Origin of the sequence: Pigmentiphaga sp. CHJ604, assembly GCF_036972535.1 — a bacterium.
GTDB lineage: Bacteria > Pseudomonadota > Gammaproteobacteria > Burkholderiales > Burkholderiaceae_B > Pigmentiphaga > Pigmentiphaga daeguensis.
In genome coordinates this window covers 4,053,767-4,078,698 of the sequence record NZ_CP136998.1, presented here as the reverse complement: position 1 = coordinate 4,078,698, position 24,932 = coordinate 4,053,767, and the positions used below count along the sequence as shown (strand labels likewise).

Annotated in this window: 20 protein-coding genes and 1 other RNA gene; 8 read left to right on the top strand and 13 right to left on the bottom strand. The window is 63.4% G+C overall.

The genetic code is table 11. The features are described from left to right. Positions 1-203: 203 nt before the first annotated feature. Positions 204-301: signal recognition particle sRNA small type (ffs, locus tag R4823_RS19645), an RNA gene on the bottom strand. A gap of 307 nt (positions 302-608) precedes the next feature. On the opposite strand from ffs, the gene dnaX reads away from it, so the two are divergent. The 3 genes from dnaX to recR are packed head-to-tail and all read left to right on the top strand — an operon-like array spanning position 609 to position 3,522. Continuing rightward, positions 609-2,576 (top strand): DNA polymerase III subunit gamma/tau, encoded by a 1,968-nt coding sequence (gene dnaX / locus R4823_RS19640; RefSeq protein WP_338615874.1) that lies wholly within the window; start codon positions 609-611, stop codon positions 2,574-2,576. Further along, complete coding sequence (locus R4823_RS19635) at positions 2,573-2,899, top strand: YbaB/EbfC family nucleoid-associated protein (RefSeq protein WP_087839737.1); 327 nt, start codon at positions 2,573-2,575, stop codon at positions 2,897-2,899. The genes dnaX and R4823_RS19635 overlap by 4 nt, the downstream gene beginning before the upstream one ends. 11 nt (positions 2,900-2,910) lie before the next feature. Further along, positions 2,911-3,522 (top strand): recombination mediator RecR, encoded by a 612-nt coding sequence (gene recR / locus R4823_RS19630; protein WP_087839736.1) that lies wholly within the window; start codon positions 2,911-2,913, stop codon positions 3,520-3,522. Between the two features lie 19 nt (positions 3,523-3,541). On the opposite strand, the gene R4823_RS19625 is transcribed toward recR, so the two are convergent. The 3 genes from R4823_RS19625 to R4823_RS19615 are packed head-to-tail and all read right to left on the bottom strand — an operon-like array spanning position 3,542 to position 5,958. Then, a complete protein-coding gene (locus tag R4823_RS19625; RefSeq protein ID WP_087839735.1) occupies positions 3,542-3,754 on the bottom strand; it encodes a SlyX family protein in 213 nt (70 codons plus the stop codon). Between the two features lie 11 nt (positions 3,755-3,765). Further along, positions 3,766-5,157: an undecaprenyl-phosphate glucose phosphotransferase gene (locus R4823_RS19620; RefSeq protein WP_338615872.1), complete on the bottom strand. Its 1,392-nt coding sequence runs from the start codon at positions 5,155-5,157 to the stop codon at positions 3,766-3,768. A gap of 12 nt (positions 5,158-5,169) precedes the next feature. Next, positions 5,170-5,958, bottom strand: a complete 789-nt coding sequence (locus R4823_RS19615; RefSeq protein WP_338615871.1) for a WecB/TagA/CpsF family glycosyltransferase — start codon at positions 5,956-5,958, stop codon at positions 5,170-5,172. A 283-nt stretch (positions 5,959-6,241) separates the two neighbouring features. On the opposite strand from R4823_RS19615, the gene R4823_RS19610 reads away from it, so the two are divergent. Genes R4823_RS19610 through R4823_RS19595 form a run of 4 tightly spaced genes read left to right on the top strand, consistent with a single transcriptional unit; the run spans position 6,242 to position 11,234 of the window. Next, entirely contained in the window at positions 6,242-7,084 is an 843-nt protein-coding gene (locus tag R4823_RS19610) for an SLBB domain-containing protein (protein ID WP_338615869.1), read from the top strand. Between the two features lie 11 nt (positions 7,085-7,095). Next, complete coding sequence (locus tag R4823_RS19605) at positions 7,096-8,562, top strand: hypothetical protein (protein ID WP_338615867.1); 1,467 nt, start codon at positions 7,096-7,098, stop codon at positions 8,560-8,562. A gap of 31 nt (positions 8,563-8,593) precedes the next feature. After that, complete coding sequence (locus tag R4823_RS19600) at positions 8,594-10,291, top strand: GMC family oxidoreductase (protein WP_338615866.1); 1,698 nt, start codon at positions 8,594-8,596, stop codon at positions 10,289-10,291. Position 10,292: 1 nt separating this feature from the next. Beyond that, complete coding sequence (locus R4823_RS19595; protein WP_338615865.1) at positions 10,293-11,234, top strand: NAD-dependent epimerase/dehydratase family protein; 942 nt, start codon at positions 10,293-10,295, stop codon at positions 11,232-11,234. A gap of 19 nt (positions 11,235-11,253) precedes the next feature. On the opposite strand, the gene asnB is transcribed toward R4823_RS19595, so the two are convergent. Beyond that, a complete protein-coding gene (gene asnB, locus R4823_RS19590; RefSeq protein ID WP_338615864.1) occupies positions 11,254-13,224 on the bottom strand; it encodes an asparagine synthase (glutamine-hydrolyzing) in 1,971 nt (656 codons plus the stop codon). Positions 13,225-13,294: 70 nt separating this feature from the next. On the opposite strand from asnB, the gene R4823_RS19585 reads away from it, so the two are divergent. Next, positions 13,295-14,341: an acyltransferase gene (locus R4823_RS19585; protein WP_338615862.1), complete on the top strand. Its 1,047-nt coding sequence runs from the start codon at positions 13,295-13,297 to the stop codon at positions 14,339-14,341. 18 nt (positions 14,342-14,359) lie between these two features. Here R4823_RS19585 and R4823_RS19580 read toward each other — a convergent pair whose 3' ends face one another. The 8 genes from R4823_RS19580 to tal are packed head-to-tail and all read right to left on the bottom strand — an operon-like array spanning position 14,360 to position 24,729. Then, positions 14,360-15,532: a glycosyltransferase gene (locus tag R4823_RS19580; RefSeq protein WP_338615860.1), complete on the bottom strand. Its 1,173-nt coding sequence runs from the start codon at positions 15,530-15,532 to the stop codon at positions 14,360-14,362. 30 nt (positions 15,533-15,562) lie between these two features. Continuing rightward, a complete protein-coding gene (locus R4823_RS19575) occupies positions 15,563-17,899 on the bottom strand; it encodes a capsular biosynthesis protein (protein ID WP_338615858.1) in 2,337 nt (778 codons plus the stop codon). After that, positions 17,899-19,224 (bottom strand): O-antigen ligase family protein, encoded by a 1,326-nt coding sequence (locus R4823_RS19570; RefSeq protein ID WP_338615857.1) that lies wholly within the window; start codon positions 19,222-19,224, stop codon positions 17,899-17,901. The genes R4823_RS19575 and R4823_RS19570 overlap by 1 nt, the downstream gene beginning before the upstream one ends. A 12-nt stretch (positions 19,225-19,236) precedes the next feature. Continuing rightward, entirely contained in the window at positions 19,237-20,151 is a 915-nt protein-coding gene (locus tag R4823_RS19565) for a glycosyltransferase family 2 protein (RefSeq protein ID WP_338615855.1), read from the bottom strand. 5 nt (positions 20,152-20,156) lie between these two features. Beyond that, entirely contained in the window at positions 20,157-21,365 is a 1,209-nt protein-coding gene (locus R4823_RS19560) for a hypothetical protein (RefSeq protein ID WP_338615853.1), read from the bottom strand. 50 nt (positions 21,366-21,415) lie between these two features. Next, the gene (locus R4823_RS19555) at positions 21,416-22,336 is read right to left on the bottom strand and encodes a polysaccharide biosynthesis tyrosine autokinase (RefSeq protein ID WP_338615852.1); all 921 of its coding nucleotides are present in this window, start codon (positions 22,334-22,336) and stop codon (positions 21,416-21,418) included. Further along, positions 22,333-23,736, bottom strand: a complete 1,404-nt coding sequence (locus R4823_RS19550) for a GumC family protein (protein ID WP_338615851.1) — start codon at positions 23,734-23,736, stop codon at positions 22,333-22,335. Before R4823_RS19550 ends, R4823_RS19555 begins: the two co-directional genes overlap by 4 nt. A 39-nt stretch (positions 23,737-23,775) precedes the next feature. Then, on the bottom strand, positions 23,776-24,729 hold the full coding sequence (gene tal, locus R4823_RS19545; protein WP_338615850.1) for a transaldolase: 954 nt from the start codon (positions 24,727-24,729) through the stop codon (positions 23,776-23,778). Positions 24,730-24,932 lie beyond the last annotated feature (203 nt).

Below are 24,932 nucleotides of genomic sequence, written 5' to 3'. Positions count from 1 at the left end.
AATTTTTTTATATGCGCGAATCCTGACGGGAGTACCCCTGGGCGATGCGTGGGAAGCGCGAAACGCGAGGGGAGCGGGGCAGGTAGGCGCCGGAATCGGTCGGCGTAGAGCCCGAGATGGATCAATGGTAACCGCAAAAAAGCGGTTTTTCCAAGTGCCTGCCCCGGGGAGTGTGGTTTTTAGGGCCCAGGACAAGGGAATTGGGTGGCGAGCCTGACTTCGGCACTGACGGTTTACAGCTATGGCTGCTTCGTTCCCGACCTGACCAGGTTCACCGCTCCGCCATGCGAAGGGGCCCGCCAATAAGAATTATAGCACCCCCCCTACGCCCTTCGGGCGCCCCCCAGGGGGCGGCACTGGCGGACCGGCAAAGCCGGATCCGCTGTGCCCTGGGTCTAGGGCCGGTTTCTTGGGTTGGGGCACCGGTGCTTCGCTGGCAGCAGCGGTAAATGGGTGCCCCAAAATCAGGGCAAAGGGGTTAGGCCCAGGATGCGGTGGATCCGGCTTTGCCGGTCCACCCGCATCGCCCCCTTGAGGGGGCGCGCGTCAGCGCGTAGGGGGTGGGTTTCCCCATCGCCCGAAGGGCGTAGGGGGGTACAATATCCTTCATGACATATCTGGTGCTGGCTCGTAAATGGCGGCCGCGTTCATTCGATACGCTGGTCGGACAAGAACACGTGGTGCGTGCGCTGACGCACGCGCTTTCCACGCAGCGCCTGCATCACGCCTGGCTGTTCACGGGCACGCGCGGGGTGGGCAAGACCACGCTGTCGCGCATCCTGGCCAAATCGCTCAATTGCGAGACCGGGATCACGGCCACGCCGTGCGGCCAGTGCCGGGCGTGCACCGAGATCGATGCCGGCCGCTTCGTCGACTACCTCGAGCTCGACGCCGCGTCGAATCGGGGCGTGGACGAGATGACGCAGCTGCTCGAGCAGGCGGTCTATTCGCCCACCTCCGGCCGCTTCAAGGTCTACATGATCGACGAAGTGCACATGCTGACCGGGCATGCGTTCAACGCCATGCTCAAGACGCTGGAAGAGCCGCCGCCCCACGTCAAGTTCATCCTGGCCACCACCGATCCGCAGAAGATCCCCGTCACGGTGCTGAGCCGCTGCCTGCAGTTCAACCTCAAGCAGATGCCGCCGGAGGCCATCGTCGGCCACCTCGAGCACGTGCTGGCGCATGAACAATTGCCGTTCGAGATCCCGGCCCTGCGCCTGATCGGCCAGGCGGCGCGCGGTTCCATGCGGGATGCCTTGTCGCTGACCGACCAGGCCATCGCCTACAGCGCCGGCAACCTGTCGGAAGAGGCCGTGCGCGGCATGCTGGGCACGATCGACCAGCGCCACCTGGTGCGCCTGCTCGACGCGATCCGCGCGGCGGACGGCGCCGGGGTGGTGGGCGTGGCCGACGAGCTGGCGGCGCGCAGCCTGTCGTATGCCGGGGCGCTGGCCGACCTGGCCGTGATGCTGTCGCGCATGGGCATGGCCCAGCGCGTGCCGGGCGCGGTGTCGGAAGAGGATCCGCTGGCGCCGGACATCCAGCGGCTGGCCGGGGAATTTTCCGCCGACGAGATCCAGCTGTTCTATTCCATCGCCGTGCACAGCCGCGCAGAGCTTGCGTTGGCGCCCGACGAATACGCCGGGTTCGTGATGGCGTGCCTGCGCATGCTGGCATTCACGGCCGAACCGCAGGGCGCTTCCCAGGAAGCGTCCGCGCCGGCACCGCGATCCGCCGCCTTGAAGGCGGCGCCCGCGGTGGCCGCGTCGATGCCGGCGCCGGCTCCAGCCCCGGTGCCGCCGGCCGCGCGTGCGCCAGCTCCCGCGCCCGCGGCGCCCGCGCCGGCCCGCGCGTCGGCGGCGGCCGAGGCGCTGGCCGCGGCCCGCAACATGTCGATGGCCGGCAACAAGCGTGCGCCGGCCTCGGCGCCTGCCCGGCCGGCCGGCAATACGGCGCGGACCGCGCCGGCGGCTGCTCCGGCCTCGCCCCCGGAAGGGGCGGGGGCCGACGAAGACGGGCCGCCTGCCTGGCACTCGGAGATCGAGGCCGGGCTGCAGGAAGAGGCGCCGCCGGTGGAGCGGGAAGCTCCCGCCGCGCCGGTTCCCACCGTGGCCCGGGCCGAGCCCCCGCGCGGCGAAGACGCCGCGGGCGCGGCCGGCGGCCCGATTGCATTGAACGAGCCGTGGCCCGTGCTGGCGGCTCGGCTGCCCATCAAGGGCATCGCCGCCCAGCTCGCGCAGCAAAGCGAGTGGGTGGGCGTCGAAGGCGGCACCGTCGTGTTGAAGGTCGCGACCCGCGGGTTGGCCGAAGGCGCGGGGGTCGAACGCCTACGCACAGTGCTCGAGCAGCATTTCGGCGTGCCCGTGCGGCTGCGCTTCGAGATCGGCCAGACCGGCGACGCCACCGCGTTCGCGGTGGCCGAGTCCGAGCGCCAGGCGCGCCAGGCCGAGGCCGAGCGCGCGATCATGGCCGATCCCTTCGTACGCGAATTGCTCGACAGTTTCGGCGGCCAGATCGTACCCGACTCGATCCGCCCGGTATCTTCCGAATCCAAACAAGGAACCCAGCCATGATGAAAGGACAGCTTGCCGGTCTGATGCGCCAGGCGCAGCAGATGCAGGAAAACATGAAGAAGGCCCAGGAAGCGCTGGCCGACATGCTCGTCGAGGGCGCCTCGGGCGGCGGCCTGGTCAAGGTGACCATGTCCTGCCGCAACGACGTCAAGCGCGTCGCCATCGATCCCAGCCTGCTGGCCGACGACAAGGACATGCTGGAGGACCTCGTGGCCGCCGCGTTCAACGACGCGCTGCGCAAGGCCGAGGCCACGAGCCAGGAAAAGATGTCCGCGCTGACCGCCGGCCTGCCCCTGCCTCCGGGCATGAAGCTGCCCTTTTAAGCGGGACGGGAATGGCAGGCGATCGATTCGTCGGGCCGGCGCCGCTGTCGGTGCTGGTCGATGCCCTCAAGCGCCTGCCGGGAGTGGGCGCCAAGTCGGCGCAGCGCATGGCCTACCACCTGCTGCAGCACGACCCGCACGGCGCCCGCATGCTGGGCCAGGCCCTGGGCGACGCCGTCGACCGGCTGCGCCATTGCGCGCGCTGCAATACCTTCACCGAATCCGAGATCTGCGAGACCTGCGCCAGTCCCCGCCGCGATGCCAGCCTGTTGTGCGTGGTCGAGACGCCGGCCGACCAGAACATGATCGAGGCCAGCCACAGCTACAACGGGCTGTATTTCGTCCTGATGGGCAGGCTGTCCCCGCTCGAGGGCGTGGGGCCGCACGAGATCGGCTTCGACCGCCTGCTCGAGCGCGCCGCCGACGGCCAGGTCAAGGAGGTCATCCTGGCCACCAATTTCACGACCGAAGGCGAGACCACCGCCCACTATCTTGCCGAGCTGCTGCGCGCGCAAGGGCTGGGCGTGACCCGGCTGGCGCGCGGGGTGCCCGCCGGCAGCGAGCTGGAATACGTCGATGCCGGCACCATTGCCTGGGCCCTGATGGACCGCCGCGCGCCATAGGCGCGCTTTTCCGTTCCTTTCAGTAGTGCGGAGGGATTTCGTCGCGCAGCGAGGCCGGCGCGGCCGGCCCCTGCGCGCTCTGTTCCCGGACCCTGGCCAGCTCGCGCGCCAGCGCATCGATCTGCTGCTGCTGCCGGAAGACGAGTTCGTTCAACTGCTCCACCAGGTCTTCCATGAAGGCGAGCTTGATCTCGACTTCCATCAGTCGCTGGGTGGCGGGGGTATCGGGCATGGAGGCTGTCGTCAGTAGGCCTTGCTGTCATGGACGACCAGGCGCAAGGTCATGAAAAGAATACGGATGTCCAGCCAGGGCGACCAGTGCTGGATGTAGTAGCGATCGTACTCCACCCGCTTCATCATCTTGTCCAGCGTGTCGGTCTCGCCGCGCAGGCCGTTGACCTGCGCCCAGCCGGTAATGCCCGGCTTGACGGTGTGGCGCAGCATGTAGCCGCGTATCTGCTGCCGGTAGAACTCGTTGTGTTCCGCGGCGTGCGGCCGCGGACCGACCAGGCTCATGCTGCCGTTGAAGACGTTGAACAACTGGGGCAGCTCGTCCAGCGACGTGCGGCGCAGGATCCTCCCCACGGGAGTGATGCGGGGATCGCCGCGCGTGGCCTGGCGGATCTTGCCCGGGTCGGGCTGGTGGGTGTACATGGATCGGAACTTCATGACCTGGATCGGCTCGCCGGCCAGGCCGTAGCGCGTCTGGCGGAACAGCACGGGGCCGGGTGAACTCAGCCGCACGAGGGCCGCGATCGCCAGCATGGGGATGCCCGCCGCGAGCAGCATCAGGCTGGCGAACAGCAGGTCCATGCTGCGCTTGATGCCGCGCGCGATGCCCAGGATCTGCGTGTCGTGCAGGCGCAGCAGCGGCACGCCGGCCATGTTGCTGACGCTGACCTCGAAGTCGCCCAGCGCGGGAGATTCCGGGACCAGATAGATGGCCGACGTCGAGTCGCCCAACTGGTTCAGGATGGGCTGCGCGTACGGGGTCTTCATCAGCGTCATGCTGATGAAGGCGACGTTGGATTTCTGTTCCTTCAGGTGTTCGACGGCCTGGGGCAGGTCGCCCAGGTAGGGAAGCGACTCCAGCGGCTCGGGCCGCTCTGTGTCGTCGAAGTATCCATCCACCAGGATGCCCATGGCCGGCGAGCGGCGCAGCCGGATCGCCAGGGTCTGGGCCTGGAAGCCGGGCATGATGAAGATGGCGCGGCGCACGTACTGGCTCGCGCCGTAGAGGTGCTGCGCGCTGAGCCGCATCAGCGCCAGGCCCGGCAGCAGCGCCACCGGGGTCAGGAAGGCCCAGGCCTGCAGGATTTCCCGGCCCAGGTTGCGGTGCTCGATGGGCAGCAGGATGAAGGCGAGCAGCGTCACCATGACCACCTGCGACCAGGTCAGGATGGCGCGCCACAGCATGAAGGCCATGGTGCGGGTACTGAGCAGTTGCTCGAAGCGGTAGTAGGCGATGCCGGTGGCTATCGCGATGACGAGCAGCAGCGCCCCGTCCTCGTTCGAGGGCTGGCGCCCGAAATAGAGGCTGGTGGCGGCATGGCAGAGCAGCGCGATCGCGGCTGCTCCGATGGCGGCCATGCTGTAGAACATGCGCTGGTGGGAGGGAAGGCGGCTGGTGGCCATGGGGGTTTCCTGTCAGCGTCCGCGAACGCCGGAGCGATATTCCCGCCAGCAGATGGCGAAGAACCGGGGGTCTTCCTTCAGATAGCGTCGCCACAGCCGTCCGGGATTGCTGAGCAGCCGCCAAAGCCATTCCATGCCCATCCGCTGGACCAACCGGGGCGCGCGCCGCTGCAGGCCGATGGCGAACTCCATGGCGGCGCCCACGCACAGCACCAGTCCGTGAGGCAGGGTGGCGGCATAGCGGCCGGCCCAGATTTCCTGCTTGGGCATGCCCAGGCAGACGAAGACGAGGTCGGGCGCCAGGGCGCGGATACGGTCCGCGGCTTCGCGGCCTTCGTCGCCCAGCGGGTCGAACCGCATCGACGGCGTCATCACCGTGACGTCGATGCCGGGGTAGGTGGCCGCGAACCGGCTTTCCAGCATGGGACCGTCCCCCGGCATGCCGCCCAGTATCGCGATCTTCCAGCCATGGGCGACCGCCTGCCGGCAGAGCGCCACGAACAGGTCCGAGCCCGTCACGCGCTCGGGCAGCGGCCGGCCCAGCAGTCGGCTGGCCCAGACGATGGGCATGCCGTCGGCGAACAGGTAGTCGGCCTGGCGGTAGATGGGCTGGAGATCGGGTTGCTTGTCCAGGCGCACCACGTGATCGACGTTGGGAGTCGACACGATGCCCGCCGGTCCGCGCCGGCTGGCGACGGCGTCGGTCAGGATCGCCACGGCCTCGGAAAACGACGCCGCGATGATGTCCAGGTCGAAAAGCCGCTTCCGGACGATATCGGGCTGGGCAGGGTGTGTAGGCATGTCGAGAGGAAATTGACTTGAAGGTGCCGCAGATTTACCGATATCGATGGCTACGGGGCCGTCGCCGGTCAGTCGGGTAGGATGCTACAAAAAATTTCCCGTAAGTTCATCGCTTGGTATTGTTTGCTGTTGGTTTGTCGCCTGATTCTGCGAGAATGTGGCATCTACGCTCCATCTCGAGCCCCTCCTCGTATAATCATTTTGATGATTTTAGCGGCACATTCGCTACTTCAATGGAGTCGTTTTGAGGCAAATACTTAAGCGCCTGGCATGGATATGCGGGGTGATTTTGGCTTTCATGGCTCTCCAGGCAGCATCGGCTGCCGATGAGTTGCCGCATCCCGGCCGTTTAGCGCCAGCATCCATTATTCCCTCAGCGGTCGAAGGTGGGGCCATTGCTTCGGTGGGGCCGGGCGACACGCTTTATCTCACCGTCTATGGGCAGCCAGAGTTGGCGGCCCAGGTTACGATCGACGTTCAGGGCCGTATCGTGGTGCCGTTTCTGGGCGAGATGGCCGTGGGCGGGGAAGCTCCGTCGGCTATCGCGAAGCGAATCGCCGACAGCTTGCGGCAGCGTGGTTACCTGAATGACCCGCAAGTGGCTATCGAGGTCATTCGTGTGCGCAGCCGTATGGCTTCGATTCTTGGGTACGTCTCGAAACCGGGGCGCTACCCCATCGAGGGGAGCCTGACGCTGTTGGAGTTGGTTGCCCAGGCTGGCGGTCTGAAGGATGGGGCGGATGACGTGGCTGTCGTTCTGCGCAAGGACCTCCAGGCGCCGGGAGGTCAGCGCCGCCTGGAGCGAACAATAGGTAACAGGTATCTCCCTAGCCGCCCTATCGAAGACCTAGAGCTTCGGGCCGGCGACGTCGTGTATGTGTCGCAGGCCAAGGTTTTCTATATATACGGGGAGGTCACGCGTGCCGGAGCCTATCCGATGGAGCCCGAGCTCAATGTGATGCGTGCGTTATCGCTGGCCGGTGGCCTGACCCAGCGGGCTTCCGAGCGCCGTATTAGCGTCAGCCGCCCGGATCCGCAGACGGGCGAGCAACGCAAGCACCGCGTCAACCTTGACGATCCGGTCTCTCCCGGCGACGTCATTTACGTCGACGAGCGCTTCTTCTAGCCGGAGCGGGAGTGCGTGCGCACCAGCGTCCCCTTTTCTGGCAACCGGCGACACATTTGACGGCGGTTGCCCTGCTGCTTGCCGTGCCGCCGGCCGTGAGGGCTCAAACCGGTGTCGATTCGATGATCGACGGGGTCATCGCCAAGACTGTGGGCGCGGCGGCACCGCGGCAGGCGGTGCGCTCCGGGTCGGCTGGTGAGGGTGAAGGGGCACGGGCCGAGACTGTCCAGGCACCGTCGGCCCGGTACGGTATCGGCGCGGGTTCGCCGGTTTTCCCCGAGGGCATCGAATATTCGGTACAGATTTCCCGCATGATCCAGCAGATCAGCAATCCCTATCGTTTGCCGGATACGGCTGGTGATCAGCGGCGCAGCGATCTTGCCGTAGCCGACGAAGTGCGGGCCGCCGCGATCATTCCGCTGGCATCCGAACGTACGAGATTGCTGGCCTCGGCGGCGTTCGGCAATGTCGATTACCGTGATCAGAGTCGACTCGACTACCGTCCGCACTCGTTCAAGGCGACGCTGCAATGGCGTGCCGGCGACCTGTTTCAGGGCAGCGTGTCGGCCTCTGATCGCGTTCGGCTCAACCGTTATATGGCTACCAGTTGGCCAGAGCGCGATCTCCTCAAGCAACGGGCATTTAGCGCCGACGCGGGGCTGCGGATAACGGAGTCGTTGATCTTGCCCGTCGTCAGCCTTTCCCAGGCGTCTACCCGCAACGAGTTTACGTTCAACCAGCAGTTGTACAACCGCGACGACAGCAAGGTACAGATCAGCGGAGTGTACATGGGGAGAGATGATTCCTACGTGACGGTAGGAATATCGCGGGTCCGCAGCAGCTATCCGGATAGGACTCCTTTGCAGATACAGCAATTGGACCGCGCTTACACCGACACGGAGTATTTTGTGAACGGCATGTGGCAATACAGTCCAAAGACCGCGCTGGAAGCCTATGCAGGGTGGCGCCAGCGTCGCTATGCCACATTGGCAGATCGAAGCATTGATTTTATCACTGCCGATCTTCGTGCCCATTGGGACTACTCGGTCAAGACGGCATTCCTCGCCCACCTTTGGCATCAGCCGTTCGGCAATGAGGAAGATCCGGCCATCCTATATTCGACCTTGACCGGGGGCCGGCTTACCTTGCGCTGGAGCGCGAGCGAAAAAACCTGGTTGTCGCTGAACGTCGTGCGCGAGCGGCAGCGGAATTACCGAACCGCGGCTGGTGGTGTCAGCGAGACCATGAGCTGGAGGTTTGGGCCTCGCCTGGAGTGGAGGGTACATCGCAATATTCTTCTGACGTTGGATGGCTGGCGCGAACATGTCACCGGCGCAGGATATCCCGGCTACGGCAGCACGGTGATCCGAGCGGGCGTCACCTTCGATCTTGGCAACGGTTCGAAGCAGGCTGCCCGTCTTCATATTCGTGAAGAGTGCGACCCTCCCCGTTTCCTGGATACGCTGCTCTGCCGCTAGCCTGTCGATTTCAACCTTACGGACGTCACTCATGATTCTCGACGCCAACGATGTAGCGAATGGCGCACGCGTCACGGCCGATATATGTGTGGTCGGAGCCGGAGCAGCCGGGATCGCGATCGCGTTGTCCCTGCTGGATAGCGGAGTGGATGTATTGGTGCTTGAGTCTGGGGGACTGGAGGACGAGCGAGAAACGCAGTCGCTCTATGCGGGGACGGTCGAGGATCCGGCGATGCATAGCCCGCTAGATCGGTATCGACAGCGCAGGCTGGGTGGTTCGACCACCATTTGGGGGGGACGCTGCATGCCTTTCGACCCCATCGATTTCGATGTGCGGGACTACGAAGCCTTCAGTGGCTGGCCGATCGGCCTTGCCGAACTGGCTCCGTTCTATCCAGAGGCGAACGCGCTGTGCGAGGCCGGCCGGTTTGCCTATACAGCCGGCGAAGCGTTCCCCGATGGAGGGCGTCCGATGATTTCCGGTTTCGAGGGGAGAGCGTTCACCACGAATACGCTGGAGCGTTTCAGTTGTCCAACGGACTTCGGCCAACGTTACCGAGCGCGGCTTGCGTCCGGCCGGAACGTGCGCGTGATGTGCCATGCGAATGTCACCACCATGACACTGGACGCGGTCGGCCGGAGTCTCGAGAGCCTGGAGGTCAGGACGCTGCTCGGCAAAAGCTTTCAGGTGCACGCTCGGCGCTTTGTCATGGCTGTGGGGGGGCTGGAGGCGGTACGACTGCTCCTGAACAGCCCCGGGGCCAGTGGCCGGGGACTCGGCAACAGGCATGATGTGGTTGGGCGCTACTACATGTGTCACCTGGCTGGCACGATCGGCACCCTGAGTTTCCGCGAGGACGTGACCGTCAACCACGGCTACGAGCTTTCGCCTGATGGCGTCTATTGCCGGCGTCGGTTCGCCTTGCGGGAGCCGGTGCAGAAGGCCCTGCGGTCCGGCAATTTCGTAGCGCGGCTGCACCATCCCAGGATGACGGACCCTGCGCATCGCACGGGCATTCTGTCGTTGCTATACCTGTTTCGGTTCATGATTCCCTACGAGTACGGCAAGCGCCTGCATGGCGGCGAACCGATCCAGTTGCGAAGCGCCATCGCGCATCTGCGCAATGTCGTCGCTGACGCAGGAGGCATCGTGGTTTTTCTTTGGCATTGGCTCAGGGAACGGACGTTGGCTGCTCGCAAATTCCCCTCGGTCATCATCCACCCCCGGCGGCCGCGCTACAGCCTGGACTTTCACGCGGAGCAGGAGCCTAATCCGGAAAGCCGGGTGGTGCTGGGCTCGGAGCGGGATTCTTTGGGATTGCGGCGTCTGCATGTGGACTGGCGATATTCGTCGCAGGATGTCCATACGGTGCAGGCGTCCCTGACTGCCCTCGCCGACGATATCCGGACTTCGGGGGTCGGCTCCTTCCATTTCGAGCCGAGCGAGGTCGAGCGGGAGATGCTGCGTTATGGCGCTTATGGGGGGCACCACATCGGAACCGTCCGAATGGGGCGGGACCCACGCACCAGCGTGGTCGATTCCGATTGCCGCGTTCATGAAGTGGATAATCTTTATGTGGCCGGTTCCGCGGTTTTTCCCACCTCCAGCCAGGCCAATCCCACCTTGACGATCGTCGCCTTGGCCCTTCGCCTGGCACGGCATCTGCGGACCGTCACGGTCGATTGTGCGGGGAAGACGGCGGAAGTTCCAGCTAAGAAGGAGGCATGAAATGAAATCTCGCATCCTGATCCTTGGTGCCACGGGCTATGTAGGCCGGTCGCTGGTGACAAGGCTAGCGCGCTCTGGCTGGGCGCAGCCAGTGGCGGGGGTACGCCGGGCCGTTGACTTTGGCGATGTCCCCACGGTTCAGTGCGAGGCGACCGATGTCACTGCGCTTACTGCTGCCCTGCGTGATGCAAGCGCCGTGGTGAGCTGCGTGGCGGGTTCTGCGGGCGTGATGACGGCACATGCCGAGGCTCTGGCCCGCGCGTTAATGGCGGCTCCGGCTGCTCCCCGGTTAGTATTTCTCAGCTCCATGGCGGTGTATGGCGATGCGGTCGGCTTGGTCGACGAGGCATGGCCCCTGTCCGGCACGGGAGAATATGGGCAGGCGAAAGTGACCGCCGAGAAAACGCTGGCTCGTGTGAGTGACGCCGTTGTGCTGCGTCCCGGCTGCATCTTCGGGCCGGGAAGCCCGCAATGGACTGAGCGGGTTGGGCGCCTTCTGATGGCACGCCGCCTGGGGGATCTGGGGGCGATGGGAGACGGTTATAGCAATCTGGTCTTCATTGATGATGTGACGGCCGCTATCGAGGCCGCGCTGCGGCGACCGAGCAACGTGTCTTCAAGCGTATTCAATCTGGCGATGCCTGGTGCGCCCAGGTGGAATGACTATTTCATCGCATTCGGCGAGCGGCTCGGAGCGGTGCCAGTGCCACGCATTCCGGAGTGGCGCATGCGCATCGAGACTCGCCTGCTGGCGCCTCCCTTGAAGGTGCTGGAGATCGTGTCCGCCCGTCTGGGTAGGCGAGAAGGCGTGCCCCCGCCGATCCCCCCCTCGCTGTTGCGACTGTGGGGCCAGGACATCCGCCTCGACGTTTCAAAAGCCACGCACGGGCTGGGCGTTCAGTGGACGCCGCTGGATGAGGGATTGCGGCAGGCCACTGCTTGATGCCGTGGCGGCGAGCCGGTCAGGCGCGGATGTCTTCGATTAGGAACCAGCGGATGAAGTTGATCCAGCGCCACACCTGCCAACTGAACGGGGTCTTGCCGCTCATGATCGATTCGAGATCGGCCTGCAGCGCCGGTGTGTTGAAGAAGGGAATCCGGTCTGCCTCGCCTATCCATGTCCTGACCTGTGGCAAGATGTCGCGCAGCCAGTTCTGTTCGGGCGTTTCGAAGCCAATCTTGTCCCGGCGGGCCAGGACTGCCTCGGGCACGATGCCCCGCAAGGCGATCCGCAGTACGTGCTTAGTCTCGCCTTGCGGCGAAACAAGGTAGTTTTCGGGCAAGGACAGTAGCAATTCCGCGAAGTCGCGTGTTAGGAAGGGCACGCGGTTCTCGATCGAGAACCGCATGGCATTACGGTCTCCCTGCCGTAGCAGCGCGGGCAGGCCGCGGCGGGAGATTTCGGTGCCCAATTGCTGAATCACCCTGCGGCCCGGTGGGGCGGAGCCGGGGACGATTCGAGGGTAGTCGGATCGAATGCCCGCCTCATCGAGCAAGGGGTTGCGCAGCCAGGATGGTGAAATCGTCTTGCCGATGCGTGCACGCAGCGCATGGTAGGTGCGGTCGCCCATCCAAAGCGACGCGGTGTGCCGGAGCAGGTGCATGCCATCGCGGCCCGGCCAGTTTTTCCAGCGCCGGAAGAAATCCAACGCGCCCCCGAATCTGCCCGTCTCCAGCAGGCTCATCATCCGGTAAGCGGGATATCCCTGGTATCCCGCCAGAAGCTCGTCGGCCCCCTGTCCTTCGAGCATGACGGTCAGGCCGTGCTCCCGGGCGGTGCGAAAGACGCGGTACTGGGCATAGATGCTGGTGCTGCCGAACGGTTCGCCTTGGGTTCGAATCAGGTCATCCAGATCCCTTGACAGATCCTGGGGGTTGGGGGAAACCGTATGTACGTTGGCGCCGACGTGTTTATTGACGTACTCCATCCAGCGCGCTTCGGATTTCGGCGAATTGCTGGCGACGAAGCCTACGGTGTGTATGGGCAGATCGGGTTCGATGAAACGCATCCCACATACGATCGCAGACGAGTCGATACCACCCGACAGCGCCGCGCCGACCGGGACATCACTGCGAAGATGCAGGCGGATATTGTCGAGGAATGCCTCGCGGACACAGTCGACCGCATCGTCGAATGACAGCGTGGAGGAAGGCGCGAGGGGGGGGGACCACCAGGCAGAGACGGAAGGGGCCTGGCCGGTGCCCGGCCGCCATTGCAGCAGGTGGCCCGGGGGCAGCCTCTTCGCGCCGGCGATGAAGGTCGTATCAGCGTCATCGTACACGCCGTGGACCAGATAGTCGCTGGCGCTTTGCCAGTCGAGGCGGGCAGACTCGTCGGCCAGAACGCGCAAGGTGCGTTGTTCCGAGGCGAAGAGCAGGCGTTCGGGATCATGGCGCCAGAAAAGCGGTTTGATGGCGAACGGGTCGACTGCAAGGGTCAGCAGCGAGGCTTCGCGATCGAACACCGCGAAAGCGAACATGCCTGTGAGCCGCGGCAGCGCCGCTACCCCCCAGGCTTCCCAGGCCGTCAGCAGAACCTCGGTATCGGTATCGGTGGAGAAGGTGTGGCCGCGCTGCGCCAATTCCTCGCGCAGTTCCCGGTAGTTGTAGATTTCGCCGTTGAAAGACAGTACGTATCGGCCATTGCCGGAGATGCGAGGCTGATGCCCCGCCGGCGAGAGGTCGAGGATGGACAACCGGGTATGGCCCAGCGCGAGTCGGCCGTCTGCGATGGTATCCAGATTCAGACCGCAGTCATTGGGGCCTCGGTGGTGCAGGGAACGGACCGCTTGACCCAGGATATCGTCCAGCTTCGCGGGCGGACGTTGCCACCAGCCTCCCAATATGCCGCACATCGTAATTTTCCGGTCTGTATTGATCTGCTGGATGGTACGCGATTTTCTTCGATATTCGGCATTCTGTCTGCGTTGCATCCTCAGGGCGGTAAACTTGCGCTGGCGTTGCTGGACGCCTTTTCCTTTTGGTGTTTCTTACCAGGATCCCATGTCTCCCTCGTCGCATTACATTCCCGCCCTGGATGGCCTGAGGGCAGGTTCGATATTGTTAGTCTGGCTGTCTCACGCCTGGTTGGGGCATCTGGTTCCAGGGGGGCTCGGGGTCACAGTCTTCTTTTTCATCAGCGGCTACATCATCACTCGCCTCATGCTGCGAGAGTATGGCGAAACGGGGAGGTTGGACATTCGCGCGTTCTACACTCGTCGATTCCTGAGGCTGATGCCCGCGTTGAGTGTCTTCGTGCTGGCAGGCAGCGTGGTCCTTGCGTGCGTCGATGGCCGAGTCCCGTTGCTCGATCTTGCCGCCGCCTTGTTTTATTTCAGCAATTACTGGACCATCGGCGGCTATTTCATGGACGGAATCCTGATTTCGCCATTCTCGATCACCTGGTCGCTGGCGGTGGAGGAGCACTACTACCTTGTCTTTCCCTGGCTGTTCGTGATGCTGGCCCCTCGCGGCGCGTGGCTGGTGCGCTGCATCCTCGCGCTGATCGGGGCGGTGCTGCTATGGCGTTTTGCGCTTGTCGCCCTCAACGGGTCCGATATCCTGGTATCGCGGCGGTTGTACATGGGAACCGATACCCGGGTGGATTCCATTCTCTACGGAGCTGCCTTTGCCTTACTGGCCCACGCCCGTCCCGGTCTGATCGATCGATTGGCCAAGCCCGTGCCTTTCCTCGTGGGCTTCGGCCTGCTGTTGTTCACCCTGATCTATCGAGATGTTTTCTTTCGCGAGGTTATTCGATATTCGGTTCAGGGAATAGCGCTGGCCTGCATGTTCGCGTATCTCGTGTTTGGCCGCGGAATGCTGACCCGTTTTCTATCGTCCGGGACGATGACGTATATCGGCCGTATCAGCTATTCGTTGTATTTGTATCATTGGCTGGTTTTTGTGATGGTCGATGCCTGGATGGCAGGCAGCCCGCTTTGGGTCCGGATGGCCGTCATGGCTACGGGGTCTTGGATAGCGGCTCATTTGTCGTGGCGGTACGTGGAGAGAGCGGGGACACGGTTGCGCGGCATGCTGCTCGGCTAACGCGGATTTGGACCGACTTCATTGCTGGTCTCGGTCGGTTCGGATCCAGTCCCGGTTGCCGCGCTGCCGAATCAAGGTGACAATTTTCCAGGTGATGAAAAGGGGCGCATAGGCTAGGGACAGCAGTGCGCGCCAGCCCAGTGGGCACAGTTGCCATCCTCTCAGGACATGCGTGGCAAGGACCGCGCCAAACAGGGCGGCCACGAGCAGCCAATTCGGGGAAAGGCCCAGGGCGAGGCCTGCACAGCCCAGAACGGCCAAGATCACGGTTCCTGCCCCGAGATATCCGATGGGGGGCGTGAGGAGATCCAGGGCCAGTTCGAGCGCGCCGGGATCCCGGCGGTCGATGGCGCGTTTCAGCAATGGACCGGCGTACCGCTTCGCCACCGCAAAGCGTCCACTTTCCCATCGCTGGCGCTGCGAGCGTGCGCTGCGCTCGGCACTGACAAGTTCCGCATCGGCGCTGGCTTCGTCCACATAGTGCACGCGGATGCCGGCCAAGCCCAGCCGTACTCCATATTCGAGATCTTCTGCCATCGAATACACGTTGAAGGGATGGTCATCCAGCAATGCGCGTGTCAGGCAGATGCCGTTTCCACGTAGTCCGCAAGACAGACCAAGCCGCTCCCGGCTGCGGGAACGCACGGCGTGGAACGCACCATAGGCGATGGTCACGATGCGGGTGCGCCAAGAGTCATCAGGGTTCAGAACGCCATAGTTGGCTTGCAGGGCTTGTGCGCCCGTTTCGATACGGGCGGCGAAGGCCGCGAGCAGATTGGGAGAGACGACTGTGTCGGCATCGACGACGACCGCCGCGTCTGCCCCGCCGAGTGGCATCTGGGCGAAGCCGAATGCGAGCGCGTAGCCCTTTCCGCGGCGGGTGATGTCCTGGCGTTCGATGACTTCAGAGCCGGCCCGACGCGCGACTGCGGCGGTATCGTCGCTGCAATTATCAGCAATCACAATGATGCGATAATTGGGCCAGTCTAGTTGGCGCAGACTGGCGATTGTTCGTGCGATGACCTTGGCTTCGTTGTGGGCTGGGACGAACACATCGAAGCGCAGATTCCTGTGCATTGGTTGAGGTCTCCGCAATCGTGCCGAGCAGAGCGTCAGCAGCGCCAGGTAGGCGACAGGAAGAACAAGGAGGATCGTCAGCAGGAACAGCAAGAGAGAAAGGGGAGCGGTCATGGAAGCACTGCCGGGAAAAGGTTGGCGCAGCTATGGGGTAGCGACGATTTCGTACCAGGGCGCCGTTTCAACGGCAGTGTGTTGCAGATCGACGATGGCTCGCCCGCCTTCGACGCGTATACGCGCAGGTGGCAGCGTCGAATAGCGCCGGCCTTCGCCGTCCAGCGGGAAGACCTCGATCCAGCTGGCATTCGATGGCCAACTGACTTGCATCCGATGGGCTGCGAGCCACGCTGGCGGCTGAGCATTGCGTGATCCCGATACGGAGCCAGGTTGTTGTGGGTCGGGTTCCAGCGTCCAGGAGTCCGAGCCGCTGGGGTGGCGAATCTGTTCTTTGGGGCGGGCCGGTATGGAGCCCGGCTGGGTTCCAACGGTGGCGGTGCCCAGGGTCAACAACCATCGACGGGAGGTGGCGACCGGCTCGTTATCAAGGGTACTGAGTGTGACGGCAGCGGCAAAGGAAGGCGCTGGGGGCGCGTGGACGACTCGCAGGCCGTCGGCCTGGTTGCCTGGAGCATCCGTCGGTCCATAGAAACCCATTAGGCTAGGTGCGCGAAGCGTCAGCACCTTGCGCCTGGGGTCGTAGTCCGCGGTGGGCGGAGAGGCCTGCTTCGGCGCGGTTGTCAGGGGAGAGGCCAGCCCCGGCGAGACAGCGATTCGACGTTGCCAGATGTCGACGGTGGAAAGGTGGTACAGGCCGGCCAGGTAACCGTCAGTGGGGTCGGTGCCGTCCGTTGCCACGCCGCGTGCGGTAAGAAGGGCCTGCATCGCTACCGGCATGGGCAGGGTCGTGGATGCGGCGAGCGGGGGGAGCTGGTTCTCCCGGAACAGGCGCGCGCTTTGGCCGACATTGACATATTTGCCCCAATCGCCGCTTAGTCCGAAATTGGAAGGGGCCAGACTGCCGCTGGGGTTCTCCCCATAATCGAAGAAGAAGAGTCCGTCCCAATCTTGGAGCGAGGCATAGGCGGCAACCAGGGGAACGACTTCTCCCGCGGGGCCGCTGGGGAAAGGTTGGTTGAACTCGCTTACCACGAAGGGCTTGCCGGCCTGACGCCTGAACGACGACAGGCGCAGCATGTCCATGTGTTTGCCGGTCAGCGATACGTTCCAGATTCGCCAGTTGCGGATGTTGCTGCTGCCCTGGAGGAAGTGGGGATGATCCACGTAGAAGTGGTCGTCCAGATAGTCCATTCCTTCGTGCGAAGTCAGATTCAATTGACCACCATAGCCCATCTGGGTGCCCGTCACCGGTACGTCGAAGCCGGCGCTGCGGCGTATGGTCCGACGTATCCGGTCCAGATACTGGCGGTCTTGTTCGGCAAGGAACTGAACGAAATCGAGTATGCGTAGCGGGGGAGGCATGACGGCGGACGCGGGTGCCGGATTGCTGATTAATGCACGAGCACGGCGGCCGGCTTTCTCGAGCAAGACATCGAGAGCACTAGATGCGTGTTGTACGTTGGCTTGCGAAGGCAGTTCGACCGGTTCGGCGATATTGCTGCAATCCCGCCAGGCCGAGCATGCAGCCTGCGTTGAACCGTAGCGTCGGACGACCCAACTGCGCCAGGCCTCGAGCAGAAGATCGCGATACGCTTCGGGCACTGCGTCTCGCCATTCGTGGCGTTGCCATGCCGCCAGCAGCGACGACTCGTTGTTGATCTCGACCATACCCAGCGATGGACTGTTGCGTAGGCCTAGTCTACTGATGACCTCTTCGGCGAATCGCTCCTGAAGCGCGACCATTCGGGGATGATAGACCACGATCGGGCTGGCGATGGGGCGTTGCATGCGGTCCGCCGCATAGGCTGGCACGGCGTCCGTGTCGTGGCGAAAGCGATACCCCACGCGCAGATTCAGGTTGACGTAGATGCCTTCCTGGGCGAGAGCTCGAATGAAGTTGCGCAGACGCTCAACCGCTGCTTCGTTGAACGTAGGGTAGGGACCGGGTGTAAGCAGGCTCGCCGGCGCATCTGTGGACGTGCCAGGTGATGTGTCCAGGTGGTGGAGCCGCACGGCATTGAAGCCGAGTTTTCGCAGCCTCCGGGCCAGCTTGGGCGCTTCTTCTGCCCGTGGGAAATTGGCGCCGAAACTCAGGTTGATGCCGAACAGGCGGACGCGCTCGTCATCGTCCGTGTCCCAGCGGCCGTCCGCGCCGGCGCGATAAAAGTGGCCGTTGCGCGCGGACAGGCGCGCGCGCGCATCCAGTGGAGCATTGAGTGCGGACTGGTCTGGAGGGCCGCTCAGTGCGTTCTCGTCGATGGTGAAGGGGTAGAGGGCGGGCGGGGGCGCGTCGGCGCCGCGTACCTCCCACGCCAGGAACAACCCCAGATAGAGCAGCGATCGGGCGAAGCGAGGGAGATGCATCAGCGTAGTCCCTGCCGGGCACCGGGCATCGCGCGGCGCATTCGATTGCGCGCGGACAACAAGAGCGACGAGTAAATGAGCAGGCAGTTCTGGAACAGGACACCGCTTAGGAACTGCGACTCTGACAGGTTCGAGACTAGGATCAGCAGGAAAAAAGCACCATGTAAGGCGGCGAGATCGCGGTCGTGGCGTCCGAGCTGGATCAGGCTGGCAAGATGCCAGAGCAGCATGGCGCCGAACAGGCTGACGCCGATCCAGCCCAGTTCATTGAGGAGATCGATATAGCCGTTGTGGGATTGCAGCGGAATCCAGTTCAACGCATCGATGACATACTGCGAGGGGCTGCCGATATTCAACCAGAAGGCGCCGTATCCGATGCCCTGGATGGGATGGCGGGCGATCTCCTGTTGTACGAGGACCCAGAGTTCGGTCCGGCCTGTCAGGTCGGGGCTCTTGTTGAGAAGAGCAAGCAGAGGGGCGGCAAAGTCGTCCCAGCCGGGCAGGCGGCCCAGGGCAAGGAATGCCAGTAGCAGGACCAGTGCTGCCATCATTCCCAAAACCAGCAGGATCTGGGGTAATGCGTACCGGCCACCGAGATAGGGCCTGCGCAGGAACAAGAAGAAACCGCTGCCAAGCAGGCCGGACAGGAGCGCGGTCGAACTGCGAGACATGACGAGCATGAACAGGGCAAACATTAGAAGGACGAACAGGCGTCGTGGGCTTCCGTCCTTTCGCGCAATGCGGTAGACGCCGAGCACAGTGGCGAAGCAGGCGACGACGCCCAGCGTATTCTTGTGCCAGAGGATGCCGTGCCAGCCACCTTCGCGCAGCTGATCGATTCCAACCGAAGGAAACAGCATCACGACGATGAACGATACGATCAATAAGGCGAGGAGAGCCCGGTGAAGGATACGCGCGAAAAAATCGTGCGCTACGAACGGCAGGGTCAGAGAGAGGCCGATCAGCACCAGTCCCATCTGCTGGACCGAACGCTTGACCGTGACTTCCGGATAGGGAGACCACAAGACTGTCAATGCCGCCCAGGCGATCACGGCAAGCAGGAAGGGATTGGCCGTGCGCAGTACGCGGAATGTCCAGCGGCTGTGCAGCCAGACCTGGACCGCGGCCAGCAGGAACAGCGGACCGAATACGGCCTGCAGCCAGATCGAACCCTCGGAGAAACTTGCATCGGCCAGGGTGTTATTGGCGAGGAAGTCGATGGTCCGTATGAATGGAAAAGCCAGGCTGACGACGATGAAGGCGGCGATCAACCCCTTGTCCCAGGGCAGGGGGACTGCGGCGCGGAGGGGAGGAGAGGCGAGCATGGCAGGCGGGCCTTACACCGCGTACTCGAGATATCTGTGGCCGGCCAGCGCCCCCAATTTGCCCAGTTGCGCGCATGCCGTGCGTAGCCAACGGATGCCGCGCGCCCTGGAGAGCGGCAGGCACGCCACCGCCAGCACGCCCGAGATTAGCAACTGCGTCGATGCGCGCAAGCCGAGCCAGACGGTCCTGCCAGCGCGGTCCAGCCCCCGGCGTCGTGCAAGATCGGAACGGATGAAGCTCTGTCCGCCACGATAACCTCGGCGCAGGATCCATTGCAGGTTGGCGCGATTGGGAGGAACTTCTTCGCTAACGCGAGCCTCTTCGCTCCAGACGATCATCGCACCCGCCAATTCCGCGTCCCGGAACAGCATGGTGTCCGAGCCGCCGGTGACGCCAAAGGCTGGATCGAACGGGCCTTGGAGCTTCGCCAGCATCGCCGCGCGCAGCAAGCAATTGCCCGAATAGGCCTGGGTGTATCGCAGGCGCGTACCGGTGGGCATCGACGGCGCGGCGAAGAAACCCCCCCGTATCATCCAGTCGGGGGCGTCCGGAGGGAGCCGGCCCTCGACCGGACCGATTACGACATCTGCCTGGGAGCTGCGTTGAGCGCGGATCAATTCCGCTAGCCAGGTGTCCGAAGGCTGCTCGTCGTCATCGATGAAGACAATGAATTCCCCCAGCGCCGCTTGCACGGCCGCATTGCGGGCCAGCGCGATGTTGGGTTCGGGAACGTGCAGCGGGCGTAGTTCAAACGGAAACGCGGTGCGCCAGGCATCCAGAACTGGGGCGGCGGATCGTTGGGGATCGTTGTCGACGACGATGAGTTCGCAGGTCAGCCCGAGCCGGTCCTGCTGGGCTAGGTCGGCAAGCAGCGTATCAAGTAGAGCTGGGCGCCTGAATGTGCAAAGACAGAGGCTGATGTCCATGGATGTCATGCTCCTGTGTGCTGCCGATGCCGTCCGAGATAAACGGCTCCAAGATAGGCGGCGCCAAGTATTTCCACTAACGTTACCGAAAAAATCGCTCCTACCATACCCAGGCTGGGCAAGCTCGCAGCAAGCGCAGCCAGCATGATGATCAAACCTCCTAGCGAAGTTTGCAGCAAGGGTAGATAGTTGTCTGCACTGATCAGCAGTGTCGTGCAGATGGAGCGAAGTGCGAATGCCGCAAAATAACAAGCCCAGCCCAGGACGAGGTGTTCGAGGCCAGCGTAGTGGGGGCCGAGTACATGTGCTGTCAGCCAGGGCAGCCCCAGTGACAGTAGGCTGACATAGCCGCCGATGGAGATCAGCATGGACAGCATCGATCCCATGGCCAGCTTGCGCGTGGCGGAGTGGTCGTGGTTTGCGTGCTGCCGGCTAAATAAGGGCAAGGCAATGCGTTGCCAGGCCACGACTCCCAGCATGATGGGCATCAGGAGGAGGCGCGACGCGTTCAGTTCGGCCGTGGCGACGACTCCCAGCCATAGGGCGGCCGCGTAGAGATAGCTGTAGTTGACGACCCAGGAGGCCAGGGCTCCTGCCAATCCCAGGCGACCGCGTCTCCAGATGTCCTGGAAGAGAAGGCGAAGGGCCTCGCCTTGGGGAGGCGAGGGCAGGCGGCTTCGTCCTGCTTGTGCCGCGATGCACGCCAACGTGAGCGCTGTCATGACGGAGGGCAGGGTGACGTAGTCGGCAAGGACGAGCGCCGCGACGAGGGCGGCCAGGACGAAGCCGTAGACCAGATCGGTTTTCAGAACCAGATCCGGCCGATGGTCCAGGAATCGCAGTCCGCGCCGGAACTCCCGCACGGCGTTGACGTAGACATACGCGCCGAATGCCACGCCAGTCGCCAGCGCATCGGTTTGCTGGTGAGAGATCCCTATCGCCAGCGCTCCCAACCCGGCCAGCGTCGACAGTGCCAGTGCCAAGCGGCCTTGCAATGCGGACGATGCACTGATCATGGGGAGGCGGTTGGCGGAATCTCCGTTGTTGAGCCTGGTCGTTAGCGGGTTGATGATGAGCGAGTCGCTCACTGATACGACAAACAATGCGCCTACGTAGAGCTGAGCATAGATGCCATAGGCCTCCTTGGTGGCCAAACGGATCAGGACGAGGCCGAGGGCGAGGTTCAATGCACTGAGCCAGGCCTGGTCGATCACGGAGGTCGCCAAGCTGAGGAGAAGGCGCTTGCGGGGCACAGCGGTTAACCTCAGGATGCCGTGCGGCGCGGGGGCAAGCGTCGGCGCTGATCAGTCGGGGCGTGGGGATAGGCGTTGTATACCGAACCCAAGGAGCGAGCGCCGGTGTGTGCGAGTTCGCTGTTCATGGAGAGCAGGGCGTCGAGCGAGGTCAGGTCGCGCCGAGCGACAGATACGTAGCCGTCAGTCTGCCGCGTGATGATCTGAGCGTCGGAATACTGGCCGGCGGCAGGCGAATCGATGATGAAAAGTTCGAATTGGTCAGAGAAAGACTGCAGCAGGCGTTTGAGCGCTGGCTCGAGCAGGAGTTCGGCCGGATTGGGGGGGAGGGGGCCGGCATCGAGTACCGTTAGGGCCGGGAAGTCGGGCAAGGGCGCATTGAGAGCCGCGGGTGAGCGGCCCGCCAGGATGGTCGATAGACCGGCCTGAGTCCGGTGCCGGGAGGCCAGCAATCCGGCCTGGCCCGATTCCCGCAGGTTCCCGTTGACCAGCAGCGTGCGCTTGCCTGCCTGGGAAAAGGCGACTGCCAGGCTGGCAGCCAGGTAGCTCTTACCCTCGCCCGGTCCAGGGCTCACGACGGTGATCGCATAGGAGGAAACGCCAGCAGGGATTTGCGAGGCGATCCTCGCCCGGATTTGCCTGATGGCCTCCGCTTCGTTGCCATAAGGCGAACGCGCGATCGCGAGGTTTGCGAAGAGCGCGGATCCATCAGCTTGCGAGTGAGCGTAGTTGAACTGGTTTGCCAGGATCTCCTGTACTTCGCGTTCGGATAAAAACCCCAACTGGATGGCAGCTTCGCCAAAGCGAATGTTCTCGGTGGATTGCAGGCTGATGATGCGCTCGACCTGGTCTTCGCTCAAACGGCCCGTTCGGACCAGGAGTTCTCCCATGGTCTCCAGGGACAGCGGAGGCATCGAAATGTCCGAGGTCATGCGCTTTCCTTGCCCAGGTGGTTGCCGATCTGACCCAAAAGCGGATCCGGAATGGAGCGGCGCAGGTCGTCCAGGCAACGAACCTTGCGGTGTCGTAGTTCCTGCAGGAACGCGAAGCTCAGGGCGATGAACAGGCCCGCGAGAATACTGGCGACGAGATTGGAGGCAAGCCGCGGACGCGACGGAGAAGTGGGGAGTGTAGCTTCTCGGAGGACCGCCAGGTTCGGCGCGGTAATGTTGCTGGCCATCAATAGACTGTCGTATTTCTGCAGGGCAGAACGGTAGACCTGCTCGACGCTGGCCTGTTGTCGTTGATACGACGCAATGCGGTCGCGGTGCTGCAATTGTTCAAGAACCTTATCCCGCTGTTGCTCGATCTGGCGTTGCAGATCACGCTCCTGCGCCGCCAATTGGTCTGCCTCTGCGCCGGTGCTTTGGTACGCCAGGCGTGCGGCGGTCTGGATCCGTCGCTGAAGTTCGTCGCGTTCGGCCTCCAGTCCCAGCAGGGTGGGATGTCGATTTCCAAGCGTCGGGCGGAGTTCGTTGAGGCGTCGGTCGATTTCGTTCAGGCGGCTACGCATATCGTTCAGCGGGGTGATCTGGGATGTGATCGGAAGCTGCTCGACGGGAGTGCCAGTACGAACGGAGCTTTGCAACGAGGCGAACCGCGTCTGGGCTTCGAGGCGGCGAGTCTGGATCATGCTCAAAGTATTGGTCAACTGATCCAGCAACTGAGCATCGCGATCGGTGTTTTCCGTGTCGCCGATCAACCCTGTCTGCTGTCGATACTGCGTCAATTTCTCCTGAATCGCATCGGCTTCTGCGCGCAAGGCATCGAGCTGGGCACTGTATTGCTCACGCAGGGAACGTGCCGATGAGGAGACGACACGCAGGGTGACATCAATATAGGCGCGTACGACGGCATTCGTCATTCGTTGCGCATCTTCGGCGTTCGGGGCATCGTAGGACACGGAAAGAACACGGCTGTTTCGTGCCTTCTCGACCTGCGTGTTGCGCACGAGCTGCTCGACGAGCTGGTCTTTGGCCCGGGCTTCTCCGTGTTTTTGCGCCAATTCCCGGTATTGGGCAGTTTCCCCCAGGCTCTGGGCTCGAATGACTTCCTCCGCCACGACATGGCTGCGAATCATGTCGATCTGTGTTTGCATATAACTGTCATCGAGCATCGCGGACAGGCCGCGGCCGCTGATCGGATCATTTTCCTTATAGTCGATATATAAGTCGGATGAGGCTGTCCACACCGTTGGCAGCAGCAGAGTGACGGCTGTACCCAGCAGCAAGAACCCCAGCGTGATGGCAAGAATTTGCCTTTGCCGCGCGCGAAGCATGGCGGCGAGCTGCTGGAGGGTAAAGAGCGTAGATGTATCAGGATTCGGATTCACAGTGCCTGGGTGTTCTTGCCTGGATTGAAGGGCGAAATGCTAGCGGGTATTTTGCCCGAGGATCAATTGATCCAGTTTCTTGGCATCGGCAACGAACACCCGGATTCCTTCGGCCAGTTTTTCGGTCGCCATCGCATTTTCGTTAAGTCGGAAGCGGAACGCGGCTTCGCCCATGTCGATCCGGTCCGGCGGGGACTCCTTTCCTGGGGCGAGCTCCCGTGGCGCGTCTCCCTCTGTCGCCTGCAAGGTGGCGAGCAGTTCTGGACTGATAGTCAGAAGATCGCAGCCTGCCAGCGCGAGGATTTGTCCGATGTTACGGAAACTGGCGCCCATGATCTCAGTTGGAATGTCGTGGGACTTAAAATAATGGTAAACACGTGCCACCGACTGCACGCCCGGATCGGCGCTGCCGGCGTTGGCCGCCTCGTCCCAGGCCGCGCCCTGGTTCTTCTTGTGCCAGTCGTAGATGCGGCCGACGAAGGGCGAGATCAACTGCACCCGGGCCTCGGCGCAGGCGATGGCCTGCTCCAGCGAGAACAGCAGGGTCATGTTGCAGCGCACCCCCTCGCTTTGCAGCACGCGCGCGGCCTGGATGCCTTCCCAGGTCGAGGCGATCTTGATCAGCACCCGTTCCCTGGGGATGCCCGCGGCGGCGTACAGCGCCATGATGGCGCGGGCGCGCTCGACCGTGGCGCGGGTGTCGAAGGACAGGCGGGCATCCACCTCGGTGGAGACCCGGCCCGGCACGATGTCCAGGATGGCCTGGCCGAAGGCCACCAGCAGGCGGTCCATCCGCTCGGCCGTGGAAGCGCCCGCGTGGTCCCGCACCACCCGGTCCAGCAGGGGCCGGTATTCGCTCTTCTGCACCGCCTTCAGGATCAGGGAAGGGTTGGTCGTGGCGTCGGTGGGACGGAACGCCCGCATGGCTTCGAAGTCGCCCGTGTCGGCGACGACGGCGGAATGCTGGCGCAGGGCTTCGAGCTGGTTGGACACGGTTCCTCCGTATAACAGGTTCTATAAGCTATAATTGTAAGGTTTGACGTTCAAATTCCACGTCCTCCCCTTAGCGCGTACCCCGATCCCCGCTGCTGATTCGTACAACCGCGTGCTGCAGATCATCTGTTGCAGCCGTAGCCGTCGAAGGCCTGGTGCCGCCATGCGATTCGCCGTCCCGTGCCCGTTTCCGGTGCCGCAGG